General features: G+C 67.4%; 24 protein-coding genes and 1 tRNA gene. 14 read left to right on the top strand and 11 right to left on the bottom strand.

Annotated elements, in window-relative coordinates:
• The first annotated feature begins 128 nt into the window (after positions 1-128).
• The 4 genes from RCH21_RS08375 to RCH21_RS08360 are packed head-to-tail and all read left to right on the top strand — an operon-like array spanning position 129 to position 3,678.
• A complete protein-coding gene (locus RCH21_RS08375) occupies positions 129-1,142 on the top strand; it encodes a Bug family tripartite tricarboxylate transporter substrate binding protein (protein ID WP_326963977.1) in 1,014 nt (337 codons plus the stop codon).
• Entirely contained in the window at positions 1,142-1,735 is a 594-nt protein-coding gene (locus RCH21_RS08370; protein ID WP_326963976.1) for a tripartite tricarboxylate transporter TctB family protein, read from the top strand. The genes RCH21_RS08375 and RCH21_RS08370 overlap by 1 nt, the downstream gene beginning before the upstream one ends.
• 9 nt (positions 1,736-1,744) lie before the next feature.
• Positions 1,745-3,271: a tripartite tricarboxylate transporter permease gene (locus RCH21_RS08365; protein ID WP_120148854.1), complete on the top strand. Its 1,527-nt coding sequence runs from the start codon at positions 1,745-1,747 to the stop codon at positions 3,269-3,271.
• Positions 3,268-3,678: a universal stress protein gene (locus tag RCH21_RS08360; RefSeq protein WP_120148853.1), complete on the top strand. Its 411-nt coding sequence runs from the start codon at positions 3,268-3,270 to the stop codon at positions 3,676-3,678. Before RCH21_RS08365 ends, RCH21_RS08360 begins: the two co-directional genes overlap by 4 nt.
• A gap of 262 nt (positions 3,679-3,940) precedes the next feature.
• On the opposite strand, the gene RCH21_RS08355 is transcribed toward RCH21_RS08360, so the two are convergent.
• Positions 3,941-4,435 (bottom strand): Dps family protein, encoded by a 495-nt coding sequence (locus RCH21_RS08355; RefSeq protein WP_120148852.1) that lies wholly within the window; start codon positions 4,433-4,435, stop codon positions 3,941-3,943.
• 216 nt (positions 4,436-4,651) lie between these two features.
• On the opposite strand from RCH21_RS08355, the gene RCH21_RS08350 reads away from it, so the two are divergent.
• Positions 4,652-5,188 (top strand): SRPBCC family protein, encoded by a 537-nt coding sequence (locus RCH21_RS08350; RefSeq protein ID WP_326964152.1) that lies wholly within the window; start codon positions 4,652-4,654, stop codon positions 5,186-5,188.
• A 54-nt stretch (positions 5,189-5,242) separates the two neighbouring features.
• Here RCH21_RS08350 and pstS read toward each other — a convergent pair whose 3' ends face one another.
• The 5 genes from pstS to RCH21_RS08325 form a co-directional block, all read right to left on the bottom strand.
• Positions 5,243-6,349, bottom strand: coding sequence for a phosphate ABC transporter substrate-binding protein PstS (pstS, locus tag RCH21_RS08345; protein ID WP_326963975.1), 1,107 nt, complete (start codon positions 6,347-6,349; stop codon positions 5,243-5,245).
• Between the two features lie 78 nt (positions 6,350-6,427).
• The gene (locus RCH21_RS08340) at positions 6,428-6,643 is read right to left on the bottom strand and encodes a hypothetical protein (RefSeq protein ID WP_326963974.1); all 216 of its coding nucleotides are present in this window, start codon (positions 6,641-6,643) and stop codon (positions 6,428-6,430) included.
• Between the two features lie 103 nt (positions 6,644-6,746).
• Complete coding sequence (locus tag RCH21_RS08335; protein WP_326963973.1) at positions 6,747-7,544, bottom strand: SDR family oxidoreductase; 798 nt, start codon at positions 7,542-7,544, stop codon at positions 6,747-6,749.
• Positions 7,545-7,678: 134 nt separating this feature from the next.
• Entirely contained in the window at positions 7,679-8,140 is a 462-nt protein-coding gene (locus RCH21_RS08330; protein ID WP_326964151.1) for an Hsp20/alpha crystallin family protein, read from the bottom strand.
• A 214-nt stretch (positions 8,141-8,354) separates the two neighbouring features.
• A tRNA-Val gene (locus RCH21_RS08325) sits at positions 8,355-8,428 on the bottom strand.
• 177 nt (positions 8,429-8,605) lie between these two features.
• Here RCH21_RS08325 and RCH21_RS08320 point away from each other — a divergent pair.
• The 3 genes from RCH21_RS08320 (at position 8,606) to nhaA (ending at position 11,073) form a co-directional block, all read left to right on the top strand.
• Entirely contained in the window at positions 8,606-8,857 is a 252-nt protein-coding gene (locus RCH21_RS08320) for a DUF2630 family protein (protein ID WP_120148847.1), read from the top strand.
• A complete protein-coding gene (locus RCH21_RS08315) occupies positions 8,857-9,588 on the top strand; it encodes a haloacid dehalogenase type II (RefSeq protein WP_326963972.1) in 732 nt (243 codons plus the stop codon). Before RCH21_RS08320 ends, RCH21_RS08315 begins: the two co-directional genes overlap by 1 nt.
• A gap of 69 nt (positions 9,589-9,657) precedes the next feature.
• Positions 9,658-11,073: a Na+/H+ antiporter NhaA gene (gene nhaA, locus RCH21_RS08310; RefSeq protein ID WP_326963971.1), complete on the top strand. Its 1,416-nt coding sequence runs from the start codon at positions 9,658-9,660 to the stop codon at positions 11,071-11,073.
• 16 nt (positions 11,074-11,089) lie between these two features.
• Here the strand turns inward: nhaA and RCH21_RS08305 are convergent, their stop codons facing one another.
• On the bottom strand, positions 11,090-11,341 hold the full coding sequence (locus RCH21_RS08305; RefSeq protein ID WP_147394329.1) for a hypothetical protein: 252 nt from the start codon (positions 11,339-11,341) through the stop codon (positions 11,090-11,092).
• Complete coding sequence (gene ku, locus RCH21_RS08300) at positions 11,338-12,177, bottom strand: non-homologous end joining protein Ku (RefSeq protein ID WP_326963970.1); 840 nt, start codon at positions 12,175-12,177, stop codon at positions 11,338-11,340. Before ku ends, RCH21_RS08305 begins: the two co-directional genes overlap by 4 nt.
• A gap of 69 nt (positions 12,178-12,246) precedes the next feature.
• Here ku and RCH21_RS08295 point away from each other — a divergent pair, with 69 nt between their 5' ends.
• From RCH21_RS08295 to RCH21_RS08285, 3 genes are all read left to right on the top strand, one after another.
• Entirely contained in the window at positions 12,247-12,741 is a 495-nt protein-coding gene (locus RCH21_RS08295; protein WP_120148842.1) for an SRPBCC domain-containing protein, read from the top strand.
• A gap of 77 nt (positions 12,742-12,818) precedes the next feature.
• Positions 12,819-15,413, top strand: coding sequence for an ATP-dependent DNA ligase (locus RCH21_RS08290; RefSeq protein WP_326963969.1), 2,595 nt, complete (start codon positions 12,819-12,821; stop codon positions 15,411-15,413).
• Positions 15,414-15,553: 140 nt separating this feature from the next.
• A complete protein-coding gene (locus tag RCH21_RS08285) occupies positions 15,554-16,018 on the top strand; it encodes an SRPBCC family protein (protein WP_120148840.1) in 465 nt (154 codons plus the stop codon).
• Positions 16,019-16,129: 111 nt separating this feature from the next.
• Here the strand turns inward: RCH21_RS08285 and RCH21_RS08280 are convergent, their stop codons facing one another.
• Positions 16,130-16,831 (bottom strand): FadR/GntR family transcriptional regulator, encoded by a 702-nt coding sequence (locus RCH21_RS08280; protein WP_326963968.1) that lies wholly within the window; start codon positions 16,829-16,831, stop codon positions 16,130-16,132.
• A 136-nt stretch (positions 16,832-16,967) separates the two neighbouring features.
• Between RCH21_RS08280 and RCH21_RS08275 the strand changes: the two genes are divergently transcribed.
• Genes RCH21_RS08275 through RCH21_RS08265 form a run of 3 tightly spaced genes read left to right on the top strand, consistent with a single transcriptional unit; the run spans position 16,968 to position 21,120 of the window.
• A complete protein-coding gene (locus RCH21_RS08275; RefSeq protein ID WP_326963967.1) occupies positions 16,968-18,335 on the top strand; it encodes an SLC13 family permease in 1,368 nt (455 codons plus the stop codon).
• Between the two features lie 44 nt (positions 18,336-18,379).
• Complete coding sequence (locus RCH21_RS08270) at positions 18,380-19,612, top strand: CaiB/BaiF CoA transferase family protein (protein ID WP_326963966.1); 1,233 nt, start codon at positions 18,380-18,382, stop codon at positions 19,610-19,612.
• Positions 19,609-21,120: a carboxyl transferase domain-containing protein gene (locus tag RCH21_RS08265; RefSeq protein ID WP_326963965.1), complete on the top strand. Its 1,512-nt coding sequence runs from the start codon at positions 19,609-19,611 to the stop codon at positions 21,118-21,120. Before RCH21_RS08270 ends, RCH21_RS08265 begins: the two co-directional genes overlap by 4 nt.
• Before the next feature lie 101 nt (positions 21,121-21,221).
• Here RCH21_RS08265 and RCH21_RS08260 read toward each other — a convergent pair whose 3' ends face one another.
• Both RCH21_RS08260 and RCH21_RS08255 read right to left on the bottom strand, forming a co-directional pair.
• The gene (locus RCH21_RS08260) at positions 21,222-22,454 is read right to left on the bottom strand and encodes a saccharopine dehydrogenase family protein (protein WP_326963964.1); all 1,233 of its coding nucleotides are present in this window, start codon (positions 22,452-22,454) and stop codon (positions 21,222-21,224) included.
• 55 nt (positions 22,455-22,509) lie between these two features.
• Positions 22,510-23,622, bottom strand: a complete 1,113-nt coding sequence (locus RCH21_RS08255; protein WP_326963963.1) for a GTP pyrophosphokinase — start codon at positions 23,620-23,622, stop codon at positions 22,510-22,512.
• Positions 23,623-23,658: the final 36 nt, after the last annotated feature.

Genomic DNA, 23,658 nt, shown 5'->3' with positions numbered 1-23,658 from the left:
GAGGGTATCAGTTCATACTTTATTGGGCTTAGACATGCATGATGCTGCTTTCTAAGCTTCTTCTATCAGGCTCTGCGTGACTGCCATCACAGGTAGGTACTCCCGGGTCTTCATCAAAGGAGATTGCAATGATCCATTCGAAGTTCGCCCGTCGTTCCACCTCGGCCCTTGGCGTAGCGGCTGTTCTGGCACTGACTCTCTCGGCCTGCGGTGGCAATGTCGCCAACTCCGGCGCAAGCGAGGAGGGAACCGAGTTCCCCTCCGGCCCGGTGACACTGACCATCGGACAGGATCCCGGTGGGAGCACCGACCTCATCGGTCGTGCCATCGCCGAGAATGCCTCGGAGGCCCTTGGAGCTCCGATGCCCGTCGTGAACAAGCCCGGTGCCAACGGCGCCCTTGCAACCCAGGAAGTGGCCAACGCGACGCCGGACGGGCAGACGCTCATCCTTCTCAATGCCTCCCTGATCGCCATCACACCCCTGGCCGTGAGCGAGGACGAAGCGGTAACCCTCGACGATCTCGAAGTGATCAGCGGCATCTCACAGGACGACTACGTCCTCGTTGCAAACGCTGAATCCGAGTACGAGACCGTGGAAGACATCGTCGCCGCGGGCAAGGCATTCAACTTCGCGACCACCGGTGTCGGCACAGGTAGCCAGCTCGCCCAGGCACTGCTGTTCAAGCAGGCCGGGGTCGAAGGCACCGACGTTCCCTTCGACGGCGGATCCCCGGCCATGACGGCGATCCTCGGCAACCAGGTCGACTTCGCCACCATCCAGCTCGGGGAGGCGATGCCCCAGATCGAGGCCGGTACCCTGAGGCCGATCGTGACGTTCTCGGACGAGCGCAACCAGTACCTCCCGGACGTCCCGACCGCCCTCGAGGCAGGCTATGACGTCCCGGTGTCGCAGTACCGTGCGATCGCAGCCCCCAAGGGCACCCCGGAACCAGCGCTCGAGAAGCTGCGCGAAGCGGTCTCGGCCGCATTCGAGAGCGAAGAGTACAAGACCTTCAACGAGGAGAACCTCTTCACCCCTCACGAGATCGACGGCGAGCAGGTCACCGAGGAATGGACGGCCAACGCCGCCAAGTACAAGGAATTGGTGGAGAAGTACGACATCGACCTCGGCGGCGAGTAGTGACTTCATCACCTGACGCGAGCCGCCGGGCAACCGGCGGTTCGCACCCCCTCCACCCTGAGCCCACACACCAGGCTCCCGACCACGGGCACCACCTCGTCGACGACCTGACGCCGGAAGACCTCGCTGCCCAGTGGGAGCAGGAAAAACCCCCTGCAGCCGGACCGGGTGCGAACATCGCCTCCGCGATCGTCGTCACCGCCATCGGGATCGCCGGCACCGTTGGTTCACTCGGGCTTGGCCTGGGCTCGCCGGCGGATCCCGAACCGGGTCTGTGGCCGTTCCTGATCAGCGTCCTGCTGATCGTCCTCGGCATCGCCCTTGCCCTGTTCGGACGAAGCGTTCTTGATGCGGAGAAGTTCTCGCGCTCCAGCCTCCAGGTCGCGGCGGGGCTGGGCAGCCTCGTCGTCTTCACGCTCCTCATCGGCCGGATCGGCTTCGAGATTCCCGCCCTGCTCCTGAACGTGATCTGGCTCCGCTTCCTGGGCAAGGAAACCTGGCGAATGACAGCACTGCTGAGCGTGGGAATCACTGCCGCGTTCTATCTGCTCTTCGTCCTCGCCCTCAATGTGCCCATCCCGCATCTGTTCTAGGGAAACCCCATGGAATTTTTTGAACCGGTACTGAACGGTTTCGGCGTCGTCCTCGAGCCGACGAACCTCCTGTACTGCCTGCTCGGCGTCGTCATCGGCATGCTGATCGGCGTCCTGCCCGGCCTCGGTCCTGCGGCGACCATCGCAATCCTGCTGCCCCTGACGTACGGCATCGAACCCGTCACCGCCATCATCATGCTCTCGGGTATCTTCTACGGCGCACAGTACGGCGGTACGATCACCTCGGTCCTGCTCCGGCTACCCGGAGAAGCCTCTTCTGTCGTCACCGTCTTCGACGGATACGCTCTCACCAAACAGGGCAGGGCAGGCACCGCGCTCGGTGTCGCCGCCATCGGATCCTTCGTCGGCGGCACGGTAGCCATCATCGGCCTCACCTTCCTCGCACCGCTCGTCGCCGGCTTCGCCCTCGACTTCGGTCCACCCGAGTACACGGCACTGGCTCTGCTCGGCATCCTCCTGGTCGCCACCGTCAGCAACGGCGGACGCCTCAAGTCGTTGATCGCAGCTGCCATCGGGCTCCTGCTCGCTACTGTCGGCAGGGACGGATTCACGGGTGAATCACGCTTCACGCTCGGTAGCCTGTCCCTCGCGGACGGACTCGACTTCGTGCCCATCGCCATGGGAATCTTCGGTCTCGGCGAGATCCTGTACAACCTGGAAGAGCGCCACAACAAGGTGCAGGCGCCCGCGAAGGTCGCCAACGTGTGGCCTTCACGCAAGGACCTCAAGCAAGCTTCCGGTGCCATCGGCCGCGGTTCCGTCCTGGGCTTCTTCCTCGGCATCCTCCCTGGCGGAGGCGCGACCCTGTCGTCGCTGGCCGCCTACGCCATGGAGAAGAAGCGCGCGAAGGACCCCTCCCGGTTCGGTCGAGGCGCGATCGAAGGGGTTGCAGGACCGGAAACCGCGAACAACGCGGCAGCAACTTCCTCGTTCATCCCACTGCTCACACTCGGCATCCCCGCCAATGCGACCATGGCCATCATCTTCGGCGCACTCCTGATCCAGGGTGTGACCCCGGGCCCGCAGCTCGTACAGAACGACCCCGAACTGTTCTGGGGCGTCGTGAACTCGATGTACATCGGCAACATCCTGCTCCTGATCATGAGCATCCCCCTCGTCGGGATCTTCGTACGGATCCTCCGCGTTCGCCCTGCGATCCTCGCCCCGGTGACAGTGCTCATCACCCTGATCGGCGTCTACACGATCAACAACAGCGTCTTCGACATCTGGCTGGTCATCTTCTTCGGAATCATCGGCTACCTCATGAAGAAGTTCGGGTTCGAACCCGGCCCCCTCGTCCTCGCCTTCGTCCTCGGAGCGCTGCTCGAGGAAAGCCTCCGCCGCTCGCTCCTGCTCTTCGGCGGCGATGCGACACAATTCGCCGGCCGGCCCATCACCGCCGTGCTCCTCTTCGTGTTCATCGTCGTCATCATCCTGCCCTTCATCCAGAAGGCTCTGAAGCAGCGCACGACCAGGAACTCGACCGTCACCAACGACCACAAGGAATCAGTATGAGCATCCTCATCGGCTACGTCCCGACACCCGAAGGGGAAGCGGCCCTCGAGGCGGGCCTCAAAGAGGCTCGGCTGCGCGACACGAACGTCGTCATCCTCAACTCACCCCGCAAAGGTGCCCCCGTGGACGCCGCCCTCATCCCCGAGGAACAGGTCACGGAGCTCATCAGGCGGGCCAGGGCTCTCGGAGTCGATGCCGTCGTCCGACAGCCAGGACACGACAACGACCTCACCGAAGAATTCATCGACCTGGCCGAGGAAGTGGACGCATCGCTCATCGTCATCGGGCTACGGAAGCGCAGCCAGGTCGGCAAGTTCATTCTCGGCAGCCACGCCCAACGCATCCTGCTGCAGGTCGACCGACCCGTCCTCGCCGTCAAGGCGAGTGACGAATTCAGCTCCCGCTGAGGATTCGTGCCGGCGATAGCCGGCACGTCACAGTTCCGGGGCCATCCTGAAAACCGTAGCGCGGCAGGGTGGCCCCGGTCACGTTCCAGCCTTCTTCCCTCGTCCTTCAACAGGCAGACAGCGGTGAAGAGCGTGAACTCGTGAGGAACTCCTCGACACCGTCGGTGTCGAGGAGTTCTGGCGGTGGTCTACAGGAGGCCGCCTGGACGCAGGAAGGGGGCGCCGATGGGCGCCCCCTTCCCGGCTGGACGGGTACTGCGAGTCAGACCGTCGCGTGATCCGTGCCGGCCGGCGTGACGACCTCGGCGGTCGGCTCCATGTTCTCGGCATCGACCATCCATGCGTACTGCTCGAGCTTGGCGATGAATCCGTGCAGGAGGTCCGCGGTGGTGGGGTCCTCCTCGTCGATCTGGTCATGCACATCGCGCATGGTCTTCACCGAGGCATTGAGCATGCGGACCACGAGGCCCACGGTGTCCTTCGTCGAGACGAGACCGGCCGGGAACGGGTCGATCTTCGTGCCCTCGGCGACGGCAACGCTGCGGCCGTCGGGAACGGCGTGCAGTGCCCGCATGCGCTCCGCCATCTCGTCCGCGAAGAGGCGTGCGTCGTCGATGATTTCGTCCAACTGCAGGTGGAGGTCGCGGAAGTTCTTGCCGACTACATTCCAGTGCGCCTGCTTGCCCTGCAGGTGCAGTTCGATGAGGTCGACCAGGACGGCCTGCATGTTGTCCGTGAGGGTGGGTGAAGCCTTCATGAATCCTCCAGTGCTAGAGAAATTTCCTTCACCCGGCAGGGCGCGAACGCGCCGTTCAACGCCGGGTGGACTCCTTTCACCCTAGCCTTGGGCGTTGGCCAAATCCAACCGATCTGCATACGCTAAGGGAACTTACGGTTTTGCCGTGCCGGATGTCCCGAAAGGGAGTATGGGCGGTGCCGACATCCCTACGAAGGAGGAACCGTCTTGGCTTCAGTGCAGGAATCTATCGACGTAGCAGTACCGGTCAGCACGGCCTACAACCAGTGGACCCAGTTCGAGAGCTTCCCCCAGTTCATGGGCGGCGTGGACTCGATCACGCAGACCTCGGACACCCACACCCACTGGGTGACGAGCATCGGCGGCGTGAAGCGCGAGTTCGACGCCGAGATCACCGAGCAGCACCCCGATGAGCGTGTCGCCTGGAAGAGCACGGATGGCGAATCGCATGCCGGAGTAGTCACGTTCCACCGCCTCGACGAGAACACCACGCGCCTCATGGTGCAGATCGACTGGCACCCGGAGACCTTCATCGAGAAGGTCGGTGCCGTCGTCAATGCCGACACCACTCAGGTGAAGGGAGACCTCAAGAGGTTCAAGGCGTTCATCGAGAAGAGCGGCGGAGAGACCGGCGCCTGGCGCGGGAATGTCGACGCGCCGCCGACCGGCGGTTCGGACGCCACTCCGGCGAACAGCACCCTGCCGGACACGTCCACGAACGATCCGGACTCGGGCGGGCCGCGCGTCGGCTGACACAGGGGAAGCAGGCAGGCGGATCCCGTCGGGGCTTCGCCTGCGATCCCTTGACTAGGGGATGTCGCCGACTTCGATCGAGGCGAGGGCGTCGGTGGCCTGCTGGGACAGCTCCTCGGAGATGGGAGAGCTCTTCGCGGCTTCGGCGGCTTCCGCCTGGCCGTCGGCGCTGACCGCGTAGGTACCGAAGGCGCGGACGACGGCGGCCGTGGCCTCGTTCTCGTACCGTGCGCAGTACACGTGGTAGGACACCAGGACGAGCGGGTAGACGCGTGCGTCGTCAGTCGTGCGGTCGAGGTCCAGCGCTATGTCGTAGTCCTGGCGTCCTTCCACGCGCGTGGCGAGGTCGACAGCAGCCGCAGCCGCGTCCGAACTGACCGGAACGTAGGCCTCGCCGACTTTCAGGGCTACGCGGCCGAGGGGGTCGCCGACGGCGGAGTCGTCCGCATAGGTCACGGCACCCACCGTGCTCGCAACCGTACTGACCACGCCGGCGTTTCCCTTGGCGTTCTCGTTCTCCAGCTCCGCGGGCCAGGTGCCGTCTGCCTCCTCGGTCCAGACCTCGGGCACGACGGCATGCAGGTAGTCGGTGAAGTTCTCCGTTGTCCCGGAGTCGTCGGACCGGCTGACGGCCGAGATCGGCAGGGCCGGGAGATCGACGTCGTTCTGGGCCGCGATCACGGGATCGTTCCACGTGGTGATCTCGCCACGGAAGATGCGCGCGACCGTTGCGGCATCGAGCTTCAGTTCCGTGATGCCGGGCAGGTTGAAGGCGACGCTGATCGGGGAGACGTAGGCGGGGATGTTGAACGCGCCGCCCGGCCCGCACGCGTCCGTCGACTCGGCGAGCTCCTCATCGCTGAGGTAGGCATCCGAGCCGGCGAACCCGACGGCGCCCGCGAGCAGGGCACCGCGTCCGGCTCCCGAGCCGTCGGGGGAGTACTGCACCTGTGCCCGCGGGTACAGGGTCGCGAAGCCGGAGCGCCAGGCATCCATGGCCGGTCCCTGCGCGGAGGACCCGGCGGCGGTGACGGCACCCTGCAGGCTCGTGTCCCCACGCTGCGCTGCTGCTTCCTGCTCATCGCCCAACGGATAGTCGGAGCCGCACGCGGTCAGCACGACGACGGCGAGGGACAGGGACAGGGTGGCTCGGATTCTCACCGGAGCAACGTTACAGGTGGCTAATCGGTGAACCCAAGGTGAACAGCGGGTGGACGGGCCGCTCGGGTGAGGGTCGGGTCAGCCCCGACGAAGGCGGTACCCATCCGCCCGGTGTACGAGCCGTCGGCCGGCACCGTCCCTCAGCTGGATCCACACCACAGAGGCGTCGTCGGTCCTCATGTCCAGGACGCCGTGGAGCTGGGTCCCGGCCGGATGCTGGAGGGTGACGTGCTCGCCGCACAGGAAGCCGGACCAGTCCTGGACATCGGGATCGTCGGAGGGGGAGGTGTCCACGGTGGGCCTTTCGAGAGGTTCAGGAGACTCCCACGCTAGCCAGGGCCCCTGAACACCGGATGAACGCGCGCTGAAGGTTGCCACACGCGCTCATCGGTCCGGGTCAGAGCGTGCGCCATTCCCCGCTGGTGAGGTGGGAGCCGGCCTGTGGACCCATGAGCAGCATGCCGCCGTCCACCACGAAGGAGGCGCCGTTGACGTAGCTGGAGGCGCCGGAGGCGAGGAAGACGACGACGTCGGCGATCTCCTCCGGCGCACCGGGCCGGCCCAGGGGGATACCCGGGCGGTCCATGGTGTGGGGATCCTGTTCCTCGGAATCGTTCATCGGGGTATTAATCTCACCGGGCAGGACAGCGTTGGCGGTGATGCCGCGGTCGGCGAGTTCCAGTGCGATGGTCCTGATGAGACCGCCGAGCCCGTGCTTGGAGGCGTCGTAGGCGGCCGATCCCACGCGCGGCTGCTCCTGGTGCACGCTGGTGACCGCGATGATGCGCCCGCCCCTGCCGCCGTCGATCATGTGCCGCGCCGCACGCTGGAGGCAGACGAAGGCCCCGTCCAGGTTGGCGCCCATGGTGCCTCGCCAGGTATCCCAGTCCGTCTCCATGAACATGGTGCCGCCGTTGACGCCGGCATTGTTCACGAAGACGTCGAGGCCGCCGAGCTCCTTCGCCAGTTGGTCGACGACGTCACCGCAGGCAGGGGCATCGGTGGTGTCGAGCTGTGCGACGGCGGCCTTGACACCCTTCTCCCGGACGAGGCGCGCGGTTTCCTCGGCGCCCTCCTGATCCGAATGCCAGGTGATGCCGACGTCGCATCCCGCAGCTGCGAGGGCTATGGCGGTGGCCCGGCCGATGCCGGAGTCGGAGCCGGTGACGATTGCTTTGCTCGGTGTGAAGTCCATACGGCCATCCTTCGTGCCGGGGGCAGTACCGGGCAAGGGAAATCTGGACTACGAAACCGGGCCGGTCGTAACGGGTGCTGTGGCGTTAAATGAAGTACCCCCGGGCGCGGGCCCGGGGGTACTTCAGGGAAGGATCACGCCTCCACGGCGCCCTGTCCTTCGGAGCCGGACTGGACCGCCGTCGACTCGACCGGAGTGGAGGACTCCCCGCTCACGATCTCGATCTTGCGGGGCTTTGCACGCTGGCTGACGGGGATGGTCACACTGAGCACCCCGTTCTCGTAGCGGGCCGCGATTCCCTCGGTGTCGACACCCTGACCGAGGTTCAGCTGCCGCAGAAACGAGCCGCTCTCGCGCTCGCGGGTCAGCCATTTGACTCCCTCGGCGCCGCGCAGGGTGCGTTCCGCGCGGATCGTCAGGAGCTGACCATCGACATCGATGTCGACCGACCCGGGATCGATACCCGGAAGGTCGGCGGAGAGGATGTAGTGGTCCTTGTCGCGGTACAGGTCCATCGGCATGACACGGAGCCCGGGACGGTTCTCCAGCAGGGCGCCGGCAACGCGGTCGAGCTCGCGGAACGGATCAAACTTCATGGCCACTGGAAACAACTCCTTCGCATGTGCCACCGGCAGGTGGTGTATTGATCAGGTTGAGCGTCCTTCGCTCAACTACGAAAAATGTTAGCACTCGACCTCGTTGAGTGCTAACCCCTTTCTGTTCGCCCAGAACGAACATTCCTGACATGGAAAAGGCCCGTATCGACTTACCGATACAGGCCTTTCCTTCGCTGTCACCAGCCGATCCTCGTGCCTGCGCGGGGCCTCGATCCCCGGGCCTTCCGCGTGTGAAGCGGGTGCTCTACCAGACTGAGCTACACAGGCAATTGGTTCTCACATAGCTTAGGGCATCCCGGCGGCGCGCCAAATTCCCCTGGCCCGTCAAAGGTGGGATCACCGTCGCTGGTCTTCACTCCGCAGCCTCAGTAGCCTGAAGGAAAGCCGCCTGAGTATCTTGCAGCCACTCCGCTCATGCCGGCACGACGACGAAGGGAACGCATCATGGACGACCAGGAAATCCTGCAGCGCATCCAGGCACTCGTGCAGGAAGAACACGAGCTCCGCGACCAGCCCCAGGACGCCGGCGACGGCGAGGCCCACCAGGAGCACGCCGCGCGACTCAGGAAGGTCCAGGAAGACCTCGACCAGAGCTGGGACCTCCTCCGCCAGCGTCGCGCGAAGGCCGACGCGGGTGAGAACCCCGCCGACGCCGATGCACGGCCGATCAGCCAGGTTGAGGGGTACCGCCAGTAATGACGCTGCCGCTGGTGCTGTTCGATGTCAACGAGACCCTCTCGGACATGGGCCGCATGACCCAGCACTTCGAGGAGATCGGGGCTCCTCCGCAGCTCGCCGGGCTGTGGTTCGCCTCCGTGCTCCGGGATGGTTTCGCGCTGACCGCGGCCGGGCAGAACCCCTCCTTCCGTGATATCGCCGCGGGTGCATTGAGGGTGGTCCTGGCCGACCAGGTGCTGAACAGGGACGGCGATGCGGCCGCGGAGCACGTGCTCACGGCGCTGCAGAACCTCCCGGCACACCCCGACGTGCACGACGGCGTCCATGACCTGTCCGGTGCTGGTTTCGACATCGCTGCGCTGACCAACGGTGCAGCGACGACGGCAGTGGGCCTCCTCGAGCGCACCGGTCTCCGCAGTTCCTTCACCGCGGTCCTCTCGGTGGAGGATGCCCCGCGATGGAAGCCCTCCCCGGAGGCGTACGCCTATGCCCTGTCCGCACTGGGCCGGGAAGCGGGCGATGTCGTGCTCGTCGCCGTCCACCCGTGGGACATCGACGGGGCCGCACGGGCCGGGCTCCGTACGGCCTGGCTGAACCGGAGCGGTGTGCCCTACCCTCCCGTCATGATGCGCCCCGATCACGAGGTGTCGACGATCGCCGGCCTGCCGGGCGTCCTGTTGGGGGAGAGCGCAGCTCGTCAGCTCCCTGATCCAGGTCCCGGGGAGACGGACCGAGGCCCTGCACGCTAGGCTGGGAGTTCTGGTGAGCCGGGAAGTCTGGTCGGCGCTCCCATGAGCGTGCCCGATAGAAGGACCCCGATGAACACCCAGCCATCATCCCCGCAGCCCCCGTCACCGCCCGGCAGCCACGTCTTCTCCCGCAGCAGCTATCCCGAGCACCTGCGCATCACGACCATCCTGCGCAAGGAGACGGTGGGTGGGGCACTCCTGCTCCTGGCCACGGTCCTCGCCCTGATCCTCGCGAACTCGCCGGCCGCTGACACCTACTTCGCCCTGCGGGACTTCCGGTTCGGCTACGAACCCTGGCATCTGGAACTCAGTGTCGGTGCCTGGGCCGCGGACGGACTGCTCGCCATCTTCTTCTTCCTGGCAGGGCTCGAACTCAAGCGCGAGTTCGTCGCGGGGGACCTCCGGAAGTTCGACCGCGCCGTCGTCCCCGTCGCCGCGGCCATCGGCGGTGTGATCGTGCCCGCGCTGGTCTACGTCGCCATCACCGCGACCGCCGGACCGGAAGCGCTGCGTGGCTGGGCCATCCCGACCGCGACCGACATCGCCTTCGCCGTCGCGGTCCTCGCGGTCGTCGGTTCCTCGCTGCCGAGCGCGCTGCGGATCTTCCTCCTCACGCTCGCCGTCGTCGACGACCTCCTGGCCATCAGCATCATCGCCTTCTTCTACTCGGAAGACATCCAGGCTCCTCCATTGCTCATCGCGATCATCCCGCTGGCCCTCTACGCCTTCCTCGCACAGCGCTTCCCCACCTTCTTCCAGCGCCGCGCCTGGGCCCCCTGGGTGATCCTGCTGCCCATCGGCTTCGTGGTGTGGGCGCTCGTCCACGAGTCAGGGGTCCACGCCACAGTGGCCGGCGTGCTCCTCGGCTTCGCCATCCCGGTGCTGCCGAAGGGCACGAAGGCGGGCGGGGGCGACGTCGACGTCCGGCGCATCGACGTCGAGGACGAGGACGGGCCCACGCAGGCGCACGACGTCACGCCCGACGGACTGGCGGACACGCTCGAGCACCGCATCCGCCCCCTATCCGCCGGTTTCGCCGTGCCGGTCTTCGCGTTCTTCTCCGCGGGGGTGGCCATCGGCGGTCTCGAGGGGCTGATCAGTGCAGTCACCGATCCCATCGCCGTCGGGATCATGGTGGCGCTCGTCATCGGCAAGCCTGTCGGGATCCTGCTGGCTACCGCGGTGGTCACGAAGACCACGAAGGCGAGCCTCGATCCTGATATCGCCTGGGTGGACATCGTCGGTGTCGCGATCCTGGCAGGCGTGGGTTTCACGGTCTCGCTGCTCATCAGCGAGCTTGGCTTCGGGCAGGGGACGCCCGAGGACGATCACGCCAAGGTGGCCATCCTGGCCGGCTCCCTCATCGCCGCGCTAGCCGCGGCGGTACTCCTGCGGCGACGGAACGCGCGGTACCGCGAGATCGAGGAGCAGGAGAAGGTCGACGCCGACGCCGACGGCATCCCGGACGTGTTCGAGGGCCGCTAGCCGCCGAGGGGCGAAGTCAGACCTTCCGCCAGAGCCAGGACAGGGTCAGGGCGCCCGCGCTTCGGCGGAAGCCGCTTTGCCCGGTGACGACTTCCAGGGCCGCCCAGACGGCGAGGCATACGGAACTCGCGAGGCGCAGGCGCTCGCGGTTCTTCTCCTCGAGCGCCAGGAACGACGCCGCGCCCAGCAGTGCCCAGCCCAGGATCGGTGCGTTCGGCTTCTGCGCCACCGTCTGGCGGCCGAGGTCGTCCGTGAAGAAGCCCATCATGCTCCCTTCTGCTTCGAGGTGGCGGCGGCCTTCTTGGCCCCGGCCTTCTTCTCGCGGTTCTTCTCGACGCTGCGGCGAAGGGCCTCCATGAGGTCGAGCACGTTGTCGCCGTTGTCCTCGTCCTTGTCCACACCGAAGGTTTCTTCGGTATCGAGGGTGTCGCCCTTCTCGATCTTCGCGTCGATCAGGGTGCGCAGCTGGACCTGGTAGTCGTCGGTGAAGTTTTCCGGGTCGAAGTCGGTCGAGAAGGATTCGACGAGCGCAGCCGACATCTGCTTCTCCTTCGCCGAGATCCGCACCTTCTCCTCGAGAGCGGGGAATGCGGCCTCCCGCACCTCGTCATCCCACAGCAGCGTCTGCAGCATGAGCACGTCCCCGCGAACCCGCAGCGCGGCCAGGCGGCTCTTCTGCCGCAGGGAGAACTGCACGATCGCCGTGCGGTCCGTCTCCTCGAGGGTGCGCCGCAGCAGGACGTATGCCTTGGTCGAGGTGCTGTCCGGCTCCAGGTAGTAGGCGCGGTCGAACATGATGGGATCGATCTGGTCGCTCGGGACGAACTCCACGACCTCGATCTCCCGGCTCCGCTCGACCGGCAGGGAGGAAAGGTCCTCGTCGGTCAGCACCACGGTGTGTTCGCCGTCGTCGTACGCCTTGTCGATGTGCTTGAAATCGACCACCTCGCTGCAGACCTCGCAGCGGCGCTGGTAGCGGATCCGGCCGCCGTCCTTGTCGTGCACCTGGTGCAGGGAGATGTCGTGGTCTTCGGTTGCGCTGTAGACCTTCACCGGCACGTTGACCAGGCCGAACGCGACCGCACCCTTCCAGATGGCTCTCATGGACCAAGTGAACACCAAGCAGGCTTACCGGGCCAGTGGAGGCGGGGCTGCCACCCCTAGACTTGGGGGGTGACTTCCGAGACTATAGAGCCCATCGTCAGCAAGACCACCACCGACGACGGCGGCACCGTACTGCGCCTGGAGTTCCAGTTCGCGTCTCCTCCGACCGTGCTGTGGAAGCACTTGACTGACGCCGACAAGCTGAAGTACTGGTTCCCCTGCGAGATGGAGTTCGAGCCGCGGAAGGACGAGGAGATCCTGTTCCGGTACGCGGACCAGAAGCCCCTGCGCGGCACTGTTCTGGAGGCGGAGCGGCCCTCGGTGCTCGCCTACACCTGGGAGACCGACACACTCCGGTGGGAACTGACCCGGACCGGTGACAACGGTGCGCAGCTCGTGCTGTTCCTGACTCCGGGTAGCCCCAGGCACTCGGCGACCATGGCGGCCGGCTGGCATCTCACCATCGCCGGGCTCGACGACTTCCTGAACAAGCGCAACCTCGGGCAGAACCCTGCGCTCTGGGACGTCTACGTGGATCGGTACCGCAAGCAGTTCGCCGACTAGGGATTTCGCCGCGCTTCCACGCGCAGGGACGCTGATTGGTACTGGAATCCCGGGAACATCCGGTCAAGACTGGGTGAATGGCTCCTTCCCGCACTGCACGGCAGCAGACCGTCACCGTGGAAGGTCGCACGCTCCGCCTCTCCAGCCTGGACAAGGTGCTGTATCCCGCCACCGGGACCACCAAGGCCGACGTCCTCGCCTACTACGCCGGCGTCGCCCCCCACGTCATCCTCCATGCGGGCCACCGTCCGGTCACGCGGAAGCGCTGGGTCCACGGAGTGGGGACGGCCGAGGAGCCAGGGCAGGTGTTCTTCCAGAAGAACATCGATGACAACGCTCCGGCCTGGGTGCCGCGCAACGCAATCCAGCACAAGGACCACACCAACGTCTATCCGATGGTCGACGACCTCGCGACCCTGACCTGGCTGGGGCAGATCGCCGCGATCGAGATCCATGTGCCGCAGTGGCGCTTCGGGCCGGACGGCGCGAAGGGGAACCCGGACCGCATGGTCCTCGACCTCGATCCGGGTCCGGGAGCCGGTCTCGCCGACTGCGCCGCGGTGGCCCTGCTGGCGCGGCCCATCCTGCAGGACATGGGGCTCGAGCCGTTCCCCGTCACCAGCGGGTCCAAGGGCATCCATCTCTACTGCGCGCTCGACGGCAGGCAGACCTCCGAGCAGGTATCCGCCGTGGCGCACGAACTGGCACGGGCGCTCGAGGCGGATCACCCGGACCTCGCCGTCAGCGACATGAAGAAAGCACTGCGCTCCGGCAGGGTCCTGGTGGACTGGAGCCAGAACAACGCGAACAAGACGACGGTGAGCCCCTACTCCCTGCGGGGGCGCTTCGAGCCGACAGTGGCCGCGCCCCGTACCTGGGAGGAGATCGAGGCCGAGGATCTCGCGCATCTGGGCTACCGGGAGGTCCTGCAGCGGGTCGAAACCCTCGGCGACATCCTGGCACCGGCGACGCCGCCGCTTCCGGCCGGCGACGGCGCACCCGCATCGGCGTCGGACCGGCTGTCGACCTACCGGGCCATGCGGGACGCGTCGAAGACTCCGGAGCCGGTCCCCGACGGCGTCGGCCCTACAGGAGGCAACAGCTTCGTCATCCAGGAGCACCACGCGCGGCGCCTCCACTACGATTTCCGGCTAGAGCGCGAGGGCGTGCTGGTGTCGTGGGCCATCCCCAAGGGACCGCCCCTGACGCCGAGCAAGAACCACCTCGCTGTGCAGACCGAGGATCATCCGCTCGACTACGGCGCCTTCGAAGGAACTATTCCAAAGGGAGAATATGGTGGGGGAGAGGTGACCATCTGGGACGCAGGCACCTTCGAGCTCGAGAAGTGGCGCGACGGCAAGGAAGTCATCTGCACACTGCATGGCAAGCCCGACGGCGGCCTGGCCCTGGGCGGCACGGCGATCCGGCGCTACGCCCTGATCAATACCGGCGGCCGCTCGAACGGCAAGAGCAACTGGCTGATCCACCTCATGAAGGAGCAGCCGGCGGAGGCGCACCTCCCGCCGGCCGGCGCTGACGGGCTTGATAACCCGCAGGCAGAGGACCCAGCGAGGCATCCGGTCGTGTTCGGGGACGACCCCGAGAGTGCATCCGCAAGCCGGGACGCGGACGTGATCGAGGACGCGCGCTCGGTGTCCGCAGAGTCGCCTGGACAGGCCGCGACCGCATCCGGCAGATGGGTCGGTGCGGGAAGTGCCCGACCGATGCTCGCGACGCTCAGCTCCGAACAGGGAATTGCCGATCCCGATCAGTGGGCCTACGAGATGAAGTGGGACGGCGTTCGCTGCATCGCGGTGGTGAAGGACGGGATGGTGACCCTGGCGAGCCGCAACGGCATCGACACCACGCCGACCTACCCGGAGTTCGCTGACCTGGGGAATCTCCTCAGTGCCGGGAGCGCGGTGCTCGACGGCGAGATCGTAGCCCTCAACGCCAAGGGTCGCCCGGATTTCGGCCTGCTGCAGACCCGCATGAAGCTCACCCACCGGGCCGAGATCGACGCCGCACGGAAAAAGACACCCGTGGTGCTCATGCTGTTCGATCTTCTCGAGCTCGACGGCAACGACCTCACCGGGCTCGAGTACTGCCAGCGGCGGGAGCTGCTCGAGAAAGCCGTCGACGAAGCGGAGGACCGCCACATCCAGGTTCCCCCGACCCTCGACGCGACACTCGAGGAAGCGGTGGAGGCAAGCCGGCACCTGGGCCTCGAGGGCATCATGGCCAAACGCCTGACGAGCGACTACCAGCCCGGGGCGCGGTCGGCGTCGTGGGTGAAGATCAAGCACCTGCACACGCAGGAGGTCGTGGTGGTGGGCTGGAGGCCGGGCAGGGGCAATCGCGCCTCGAAGGTCGGTTCGCTCCTCGTCGCCGTGCCCGACGGCGTGGACCTGCGCTACGTGGGACGTGTGGGTTCGGGACTGACCGAGCGCGATCTCGCAGAGGTCGGCTCGCGACTGAAGAAGCTGGCCCGGAAGACGGCTCCGCTCGACGGCGTTCCCAGCGCTGATGCGTCGGACGCCCACTGGGTCCGGCCTTCCCTGGTCGGAGAGGTCCAGTACAGCGAGCACACCGGTACGGGACGGTTGCGCCATCCGGTATGGCGGGGCTGGCGACCCGACAAGACGCCGTCGGACGTCGTCGTCGAGCTGTGACTCGAGGGGTCCTGCGCCGATCACCGGCGGAACAACCACGGGAACCTGCGCGTTCGGGGCTATAGGGGGGAAGGCACGACGACCGCGTGCCGACCCTCGCAAGCGACGCATGTCGACCACCACCTGAAGGAGAACGCCGTATGAGTGAGACAAGAATTTCCGCGACACGGACCATCGATGCTCCGGCGGGAGCAATCTTCGCCTTCCTGTCCAACCCCGCGCACCACGCGGCGCTGGACGGATCAGGCATGGTGCAATCGGACAGCAAGTCCGATCGCATCACCGCCGCCGGCCAGGTGTTCACCATGAACCAGAACTGGGACAAGATGGGCGGTGACTACCAGACGGACAACCACGTGGTGGGCTACGACGAGAACAAGCTGCTCGCGTGGAAGACCGCACCGGCCGGCGAGGAGCCCCCGGGATGGGAGTGGGTCTGGCGCTTCGAGGCCAGCGGCCCCGATTCGACCGACGTCTCGGTCACCTACGACTGGTCCGCCGTGACGGACAAGGACCTCCTGAAGACGATCAGCTTTCCTGCCGTGCCGCAGGAGGCACTGGACACGACGCTGGCGAACCTCGCGGCGCAGGTGTCCGAGGACTGATCCCCGCAGTACCCGATGATCGAAGGCGGCCGGCTCCCCAGGGGGTCGGCCGTCGTCGTTCCCGGTGGTTCGTGTGCCGGCCGGGTGCGCGGTCTTCCGCACCCGGTGACGCTACTTGAGCAGCGCGACGTCCGATACGAGCTCGATGTGCCGCTGCATCGCCTCCGCGGCGGCAGCGGCATCCTGTGACCGGATGGCGCCGGCGATACCGCGGTGCGAGACCAGGGACTGCTCCGGCCGGCCCGGCTGGGCGAGGGACTCCAGCCGGGTCTCGAGGACCATCTCGCCGATGAAGGCCATCAGCTGCGCCATCACGGGGGAGTGCGCCGCTGCCGTCACAGCCTGGTGGAACAGTTCGTCGCCGTGCGCTCCGCGGTCGCCGTCGTCGATCTCCGCCTGCATCGCCGCGAGGGCGTGATCGATCGCTACGAGATCCTCCTCGGTTCGCCGTTCCGCGGCGAGGGCTGCGAGTCTCACCTCGAGTGTGCTGCGGGCCTCGACGATGTCGGGAAGGCGGCTCTGGTGTTCACGCAGCCCCTTGATGACGCTGGCCACGCTCGCGCGGTGACGGAGGACTGCGCCGGTGCCGTGCTGGACGTCGATCACGCCGAGGACTTCGAGGGCCACGAGCGCCTGGGCGAGGGTGGCCCTCGAGACGCCGAGCCGTTCGGCGAGGTCGCGTTCTGCGGGTAGCAGGTCCCCTGGGCGCAACTTGGCGGACTCGATATAGCCCAGGAGCTGCTCGACGAGCTGCTCGTACAGCCGGGGGCGGGCAAGGCGCCCCAGCGGTTGCGGACTCGCGGCGTCACTCATTCTGGCTCTCCCCGATAGTGGTGGGCTCATGCTACCGGTCCATTATTGACAGGGACACCCACTCTCCTACAGGCTAGTCCAGTGGTCCTGTGCTTCAGGTCACATCACCCTGTCCGTCGCCCGCTGGAGGATAACGATGTCCGCTCCACTCCTATCGATCATCATCCTCGCGGCGATGTTCCTGATAGCCACCCTGCTGCCCATCAACATGGGCGCACTCGCGTTCGTGGGGGCGTTCCTCCTCGGCGCGGTCTTCCTCGGCATGGAGACCGACGACATCATCGCCGAGTTCCCGGGCGGGCTCTTCCTCACCCTCGTGGGGGTGACCTACCTCTTCGCCATCGCCCAGAACAACGGCACCATCGACCTTCTCGTCCGGGGCGCGGTGAAACTCGTCCGCAACCGCGTGGCCCTCATCCCGTGGGTCATGTTCCTGATCACCGCCGTCATCACCGCGGTCGGCGCCCTCGGCCCCGCCGCTGTCGCCATCATGGCTCCGGTGGCGCTCGGTTTCGCGGCCCGCCACAAGATCTCCCCGCTCCTCATGGGCATGATGGTGGTCCACGGCGCACAGGCCGGCGGGTTCTCACCCATCGCGGTCTACGGCGTGATCGTCAATGACATCGTCGGCGGATCCGGCTTCGATTCGAGCCCCCTCGCCCTCTTCCTCGCCAGCTTCATCTTCAACCTGCTCATCGCCGTCGTGCTCTTCGTCGTCCTCGGCGGGCGGACGCTCATGTCCTCGCGGATGACCCACTTCGTCGAGGAGGCGGCCGAAGCCCGGCTCAATGCGAGTCCTGGGGCGCGCCGCGCGGACGTCGCCTACAAGGGCACCGGCAGCGGCACCTACGGTCCTCGTGACCCGGCGGGCGACGGCGGTGTCGCCACCGCGACGACACGCGAGGACCGCATCTCGCAGGTCGCCACCATCATCGGCCTGATCGCGCTCGCCGTCATCGCGCTCGGCTTCAAGGTCGATGTCGGATTCGTCGCCATCACGGTCGCCGTCATTCTCGCGCTGATCTCGCCGAAGGCCCAGAGCGGTGCCGTCAACAAGATCGCCTGGTCCACCGTGCTGCTCATCTGCGGCATGCTCACGTTCGTGGGTGTCCTGGAGGCCGCCGGGACGATCGAGTACGTATCCGATGGCGTCGCAGGCCTCGGTATGCCGCTGCTCGCGGCGCTGCTCATCTGCTACATCGGCGCCGTGGTCTCCGCCTTCGCCTCGTCGACGGCGATCCTCGCGGCCCTGATCCCCCTCGCCATCCCGTTCCTCGAGACCGGTGCCGTGGGCGCGGTCGGCGTGGTGTGCGCCCTGGCGGTGTCCTCCACCATCGTCGACGTCTCGCCCTTCTCCACCAACGGTGCCCTCGTGCTCGCCAATGCACCGGAGGGGACGGACAAGGAGCGCTTCTACAAGCAGATCCTCGGCTACGGCGCGATCGTCGTGGTCGCCGGTCCGGTCATCGCGTGGCTCGTCCTCGTGGTGCCGGGCTGGCTGTAAGCCGTCCGTCCGCACGCCACCGCACGAGCAACTCCGGAGGAAGAATGAACGCCGAGACATCCGAAGCCACCATCGACGGGAGCGGTGGACGCGGGGGCCCGCTCGCCGGGCGCCTCGTCGTCGACCTCAGCCGGGCGCTCGCAGGCCCGCACGCCGGGATGATGCTCGGGGACCTCGGTGCGCGCGTGATCAAGGTCGAGACCCCCGGGACCGGTGACGATACCCGAGGGTGGGGGCCGCCCTTCGTGGGTCCGGAGGATGATCGGCAGTCCACCTACTTCCTGTCCTGCAACAGGAACAAGGAGTCGATCGCGCTGGACCTCAAGAGCGACGACGGCAGATCCGTGCTCACGGAACTGCTGCGCCGTGCCGACGTCGTGATCGAGAACTTCCGGACCGGTGTCCTCGATCGGCTCGGCTTCTCGACGGACGCGATGCTCGAACTCAACCCCGGCCTGGTCATCCTCTCCATCACGGGCTTCGGCCATGACGGGCCCGAGGCGAAGCGCAGCGGGTACGACCAGATCGTCCAGGGTGAGGCAGGACTCATGTCGATCACCGGGCCGGACCCTGACAATCCGCAGCGCGTGGGCGTCCCCATCGCGGACCTCCTGTCCGGGATGTACGGAGCGTACGGCGCCGTCGCCGCCCTGCTGGAGCGCGAGCAGACGGGCCGGGGACAGGTGGTGCGTACCTCGCTGCTGGCGGCCATCATCGGAGTCCACGCCTTCCAGGGGACACGGACCACCGTGGCCGGCGAGGTGCCGCAGGCGCAGGGCAACCACCACCCGTCGATCGCGCCGTACGGCCTGTTCAGCTGCCGCGGTGGCAAGGTGCAGATCAGCGTGGGCAGCGAGAAGCTGTGGGCCACCTTCACGGCGGCCTTCGGGATCGACGCCGCCAGGCCGGAGTTCGCCACCAACGCGGACCGCGTGCGGAACCGGGACCTGCTGATCGGCGTCATCGAGGATGCCTTCTCCGCCTACCAGGCCGAGCCGCTGCTCACCAGACTCAATGAGGCGGGCATACCCGCCGGCAAGGTGCGCACCCTCGATGAGGTGTACGCCTGGGAGCAGGTGCACTCGCAGGGGCTGCTCATGACCGTGCAGCATCCGGTCCTCGGCGACATCGCCCTGCCCGGACCGCCACTGCGCTTCTTCGACGGCACCTCCGAGACCACGACCACCAGCCATACGGCCCCGCCACTGCTCGACGGCGACGGTGCGGCAATCCGCGCCTGGCTCGCGCAACCCGCGCCCGGCGGTGCCGGCGCGTGAGCTCCGATGCTCCGGCCAGGCACCTGACGGCCCTCGAGCTCATCGACGCGGTGCTCGACACGGGGTCCTTCGCCTCGTGGGACAGTGCCGTGCCCACGCCGTACCCCGGCGCCACCGCGTCCTATGAGGAGGAGCTACGGCGGGCTCGGGAGAAGAGCGGTGCCGACGAATCCGTCCTGACGGGTGAGGGGCTCATCCACGGCCGACGCGTGGCCGTCATCGTCTCGGAGTTCACGTTCCTCGCAGGCTCGATCGGGAGTGCTGCCGCGCACCGGATCACCGCGGCGATCCTCCGGGCCACGGCGGAGCGGTTACCCCTGCTCGCCGGGCCGGCCTCGGGCGGTACGCGCATGCAGGAGGGAACACCGGCGTTCCTGTCCATGGTGGACATCACCGGGGCCGTCCGGGCCCATCGGCAGGCCGGACTGCCGTACCTCGTCTACCTCAGGCATCCGACGACCGGCGGCGTCATGGCATCCTGGGGTTCCCTCGGCCACGTCACGGTAGCGGAACCGGGGGCGCTGCTCGGGTTCCTGGGTCCCCGCGTCTACGAGGCGCTGTACGGGAAGCCGTTCCCGCCCGGAGTCCAGACCGCCGAGAACCTCTTCGACAAGGGCCTCATCGACGCCGTCGTCCCGCCCGAGCACCTGGCGGGGATCGTCGAAAAGGCCCTGACCGTGCTGCTCGCGAAGCCGTCCGCCATACCCGAGCCTCCGCCGACGGCATCCGTCCGCCCGGGGACCGGTGACGCGTGGGCCTCGATCCTCATCTCCCGCAATCGCCGGAGGCCCGACCTCCGGCGCCTGCTCGCCTACGGTGCCCGGGACGTCCTGCCCCTGAACGGTACGGGCCAGGGGGAGAAGGACCCGGGACTCCTGCTCGCCCTGGCACGCTTCGGTGAGCAGCCGTGCATCGTGCTCGGGCACCAGCGGCCCCGCCAGCCGGGTGACTCCGTGATGGGGCCGGCGTCGCTGCGCGAAGCCCGCCGCGGCATGAAGCTCGCCGAGGAACTCGGCCTGCCCCTGCTCACGGTCATCGACACCGCAGGCGCGGACCTGTCGAAGGAGGCCGAGGAGGGCGGGCTCGCCGGTGAGATCGCCCGTTCCCTGCACGACCTCATCGGGATCGCATCGCCGTCGGTGTCCGTGCTGCTGGGACAGGGTGCGGGTGGAGGGGCGCTCGCGCTGCTACCCGCCGACAGCACCATCGCCGCCGAGCATGCCTGGCTCTCGCCGTTACCCCCGGAGGGTGCGAGCGCGATCGTGCACCGGACGGTGGATCGGGCTCCGGAGATGGCTGAGGCGCAGGGGGTGAAGGTCGCTGCGCTGGTCGAGCGGGGCGTCGTGGACCACGTGGTGGACGAACGGCCCGACGCCGCCGACGAAGGGCGGGCGTTCTGCGAGCGGATGGCCGTCGCCATCGAGTACGAGCTGGCCCGGGTCAAGGGCCTTTCCTCAGCAGACCGGCTGGTGCGTCGCGCAGGAAAGTACCGGGCCGGAACTCGCTGACCCTGGACATGATCGACCCACGCACGCTCACCGTGACCCGCGATATCAGAGGGTGGCCACAGGTACGGTGCACCACGTATGACCAGTGCAGCCTTCCTGCGTCAGGTGAGGGACGTGACCTCGTAGGTGTGGCCCGCCGCGCGCAGCCGCTGCACCAGGACGTCGCCGAGTGCGGTCGCCGGGGTCAGCGATCCTGCGGTGGGCGGCAGGCGGTCGCCGTCGAGGGCCAGGGAGAGCGCAGTCTCACCGGCCATCACGGCGGTGGCGGCGTATCCCGGGTCACCCGGCCCGGCTGCGACGGCCCGGTACCGCCGGCCGCCCTCCGTGGAAGCAGTGACCTGGGACCGGAACCAGCCCGAGCGCCGCACGGCTTCGCTCGGGCCCGCACCGGGCGACGGAAGGACGCGGTCCATCAATTGCCTCGTGGGGGGCAGGGCCAGTGCGGCTCCGAACACCCGGAGGCCGAGCGCCGTCGCTTCGGCGGTGACGGCGCCGACGGGCCCCCGCCCGATACCCATCACCTCGCCGTAGCGCAGGGACCGACCGTAGGCCCAACCCTGCAGGGCGTTGCTGCGACGCACGATCCGCGTATTCGCCGATGCCATGATGAAGGGTGCGGTCCACAGGCCGTCCTCCGAACGGCCGACCCACCCCAGGTCTGACGGCTGCCGGGTCGAGGGCTCCGCCGTCCGGTCCGGACTGAGGGAGTAGGGATCCCCCGCGAGCGATCGCAGCACAGGGTCCGCCCGCATGCCGTCGAGCTGCCCGCGCATCGACTCGATGGTGCCGCCGCTGAAGCCACCCTTCGCCCTGGCGACGAGCTGCACCTCGGTCAGTCCGCCTGCGCCGTCGGCCTCCACGGCCTGGTGCAGGAGGAGCACCGCGAGGTCCGACGGGACGGAGTCGTAGCCGCACGCATGGACGATCCGTGCACCGGTGGTCCTTGCCAGGGCGTCGCAGCGATCGATGGCTTCACGGACGAAGGACACCTCGCCCGTCAGGTCCCCGTAGTGGGTGCCGGCGCGGGCACACGCCTCGACGACGGGCAGCCCGTACTTCGCGTAGGGACCCACCGTGGTGAAGAGAACCCTGGTGCCCGCGGCCAGCGCAGCGAGTGAGTCAGGGTGCTCCGAGTCGGCCTCGATGAGGGCCCAGTCGTGTGCGGCGACGGGCAGCCTGGAGTGTACCGCCTCGAGCTTCACCCTCGACCTTCCGGCGAGCCCGATGCGCAGGTCCGGTGGAGCGTGGTCCGCAAGGTATCCGGCGATCAGTTCACCGACGAAGCCGGTGGCACCGAAGAGGACGAGGTCGTGATCGCGCGCTGGGGCCTTCATGCCAGCAGTCTTCCACGGCAGCGGCCGGACCGACACGAGGAACCGCCCACGCAGGTCAGCCCTCGCCGGGGTGCAGCGCCCTGTACATCTCCATCTGTCGGCGCCTCCGCTCGAGGCTGTCGCGGCGGGGTGTGCTGTCGGCGTCGGGCGCTTCCGCGGTGAGGTCTATGTGGCGCTCGCCGTAGTGCCAGAGCAGCATGTCGTCCAGTAGCCGGTCGGGACCGGGTGAATACCGGTGGTCGAGCGCCTTCCGCACCGTGGTGATGGTGTCGGACTGCAGGAGGGACACCAGTTCGAGCGTGGTCTTCAGCCCATGGGCGGCGAGCAGTTCGGCGGCCCAGCCCCAGTTGTCGTCCGACTTCCGGTCCACGTGGGGGAGCAGTGTCTGCCACACGTCGCGGATGCGGTTGGGCGTGAGGGGCGCACTGCCCTCCCCGTCCTCGTCCCAGAACCCGGTGACCGTCTCGTACCGCTCGTGCAGTTCGGCGAAGACCGACTCCACGGTCTCGAGCATGGCTGCCGTTCCGGTGAACTGCCGGTCGAAGTAGGGGCTCCAGGCCTTCGGGTTGGATGCCTTGAACCGGATGTCGTGCTCGATCTCGGACCAGGCGTGGGCCAGCACCGTGCGCACCTGCACCTCGAACAGGTAACTGCCGGCGGCTTTGGTCTCGGGGTCCACGGCCTGCCAGAAGGCGCGGACGACCTCGTTGTGGATAGTGCGCATGATGAGGTGGCGGCTCGAGTAGCCGTACGTGCCGGATTCGATGGAGCCGATGTCCTTCTCCCGGTCGCCGCGGCAGTCGAACTCGTGGCGCTGGCGCTTGAGCTGGTTCGCCGCCAGGTCCACCTCGTGCGGGAGCGTGGTGATGATGCGGAGGCCCACCAGGTCGGTGAGGTTGCGCATGGGTTCCGGGAACACGAGGACCGGCGGCAGGCCGGGGTCCGGGGACGGCAGGGTGCGTGAAGCCTTGTCGCGGAAGGACTCCACCGTCTTGGTGCGCCCGGTGACGAACAGGGGCTTGAGGTCGGTCCCGTCGAAGATTGCGGCGATGCTGTCCCGCATCGCGGCGGTGACGCGGTCCAGGGCCGGCCGTACGCGCTCGTACTCGCGCGTATGCGCCTCGACGCCGGGCCGCAGCCGCTCGTCGAGATCATCCCATGCGCCCATGCACCAAGCCTTTCCGAGGAGAGCCTTCATCGTAGC

This window comes from Arthrobacter sp. PL16, assembly GCF_035985055.1.
Taxonomy (GTDB): Bacteria; Actinomycetota; Actinomycetes; order Actinomycetales; family Micrococcaceae; genus Arthrobacter_D; species Arthrobacter_D cheniae.
The sequence above is the reverse complement of the archived record's forward strand: the minus strand, read 5'-3'. Positions and strand labels throughout refer to the sequence as shown.

Bases quoted from the DNA above. Each gene is read 5' to 3' on its own strand.
- RCH21_RS08360 (WP_120148853.1), top strand. From the start codon at position 3,268: ATGAGCATCCTCATCGGCTACGTCCCGACACCCGAAGGGGAAGCGGCC.
- RCH21_RS08255 (WP_326963963.1), bottom strand. From the start codon at position 23,622: ATGGGCGCATGGGATGATCTCGACGAGCGGCTGCGGCCCGGCGTCGAG.
- nhaA (WP_326963971.1), top strand. From the start codon at position 9,658: ATGAACACCCAGCCATCATCCCCGCAGCCCCCGTCACCGCCCGGCAGC.
- RCH21_RS08335 (WP_326963973.1), bottom strand. From the start codon at position 7,544: ATGGACTTCACACCGAGCAAAGCAATCGTCACCGGCTCCGACTCCGGC.
- RCH21_RS08330 (WP_326964151.1), bottom strand. From the start codon at position 8,140: ATGAAGTTTGATCCGTTCCGCGAGCTCGACCGCGTTGCCGGCGCCCTG.
- RCH21_RS08280 (WP_326963968.1), bottom strand. From the start codon at position 16,831: ATGAGTGACGCCGCGAGTCCGCAACCGCTGGGGCGCCTTGCCCGCCCC.
- ku (WP_326963970.1), bottom strand. From the start codon at position 12,177: ATGAGAGCCATCTGGAAGGGTGCGGTCGCGTTCGGCCTGGTCAACGTG.
- RCH21_RS08305 (WP_147394329.1), bottom strand. From the start codon at position 11,341: ATGATGGGCTTCTTCACGGACGACCTCGGCCGCCAGACGGTGGCGCAG.
- RCH21_RS08320 (WP_120148847.1), top strand. From the start codon at position 8,606: ATGGACGACCAGGAAATCCTGCAGCGCATCCAGGCACTCGTGCAGGAA.
- RCH21_RS08365 (WP_120148854.1), top strand. From the start codon at position 1,745: ATGGAATTTTTTGAACCGGTACTGAACGGTTTCGGCGTCGTCCTCGAG.
- RCH21_RS08285 (WP_120148840.1), top strand. From the start codon at position 15,554: ATGAGTGAGACAAGAATTTCCGCGACACGGACCATCGATGCTCCGGCG.
- RCH21_RS08290 (WP_326963969.1), top strand. From the start codon at position 12,819: ATGGCTCCTTCCCGCACTGCACGGCAGCAGACCGTCACCGTGGAAGGT.
- RCH21_RS08355 (WP_120148852.1), bottom strand. From the start codon at position 4,435: ATGAAGGCTTCACCCACCCTCACGGACAACATGCAGGCCGTCCTGGTC.
- RCH21_RS08260 (WP_326963964.1), bottom strand. From the start codon at position 22,454: ATGAAGGCCCCAGCGCGCGATCACGACCTCGTCCTCTTCGGTGCCACC.
- RCH21_RS08315 (WP_326963972.1), top strand. From the start codon at position 8,857: ATGACGCTGCCGCTGGTGCTGTTCGATGTCAACGAGACCCTCTCGGAC.
- RCH21_RS08275 (WP_326963967.1), top strand. From the start codon at position 16,968: ATGTCCGCTCCACTCCTATCGATCATCATCCTCGCGGCGATGTTCCTG.
- RCH21_RS08270 (WP_326963966.1), top strand. From the start codon at position 18,380: ATGAACGCCGAGACATCCGAAGCCACCATCGACGGGAGCGGTGGACGC.
- RCH21_RS08375 (WP_326963977.1), top strand. From the start codon at position 129: ATGATCCATTCGAAGTTCGCCCGTCGTTCCACCTCGGCCCTTGGCGTA.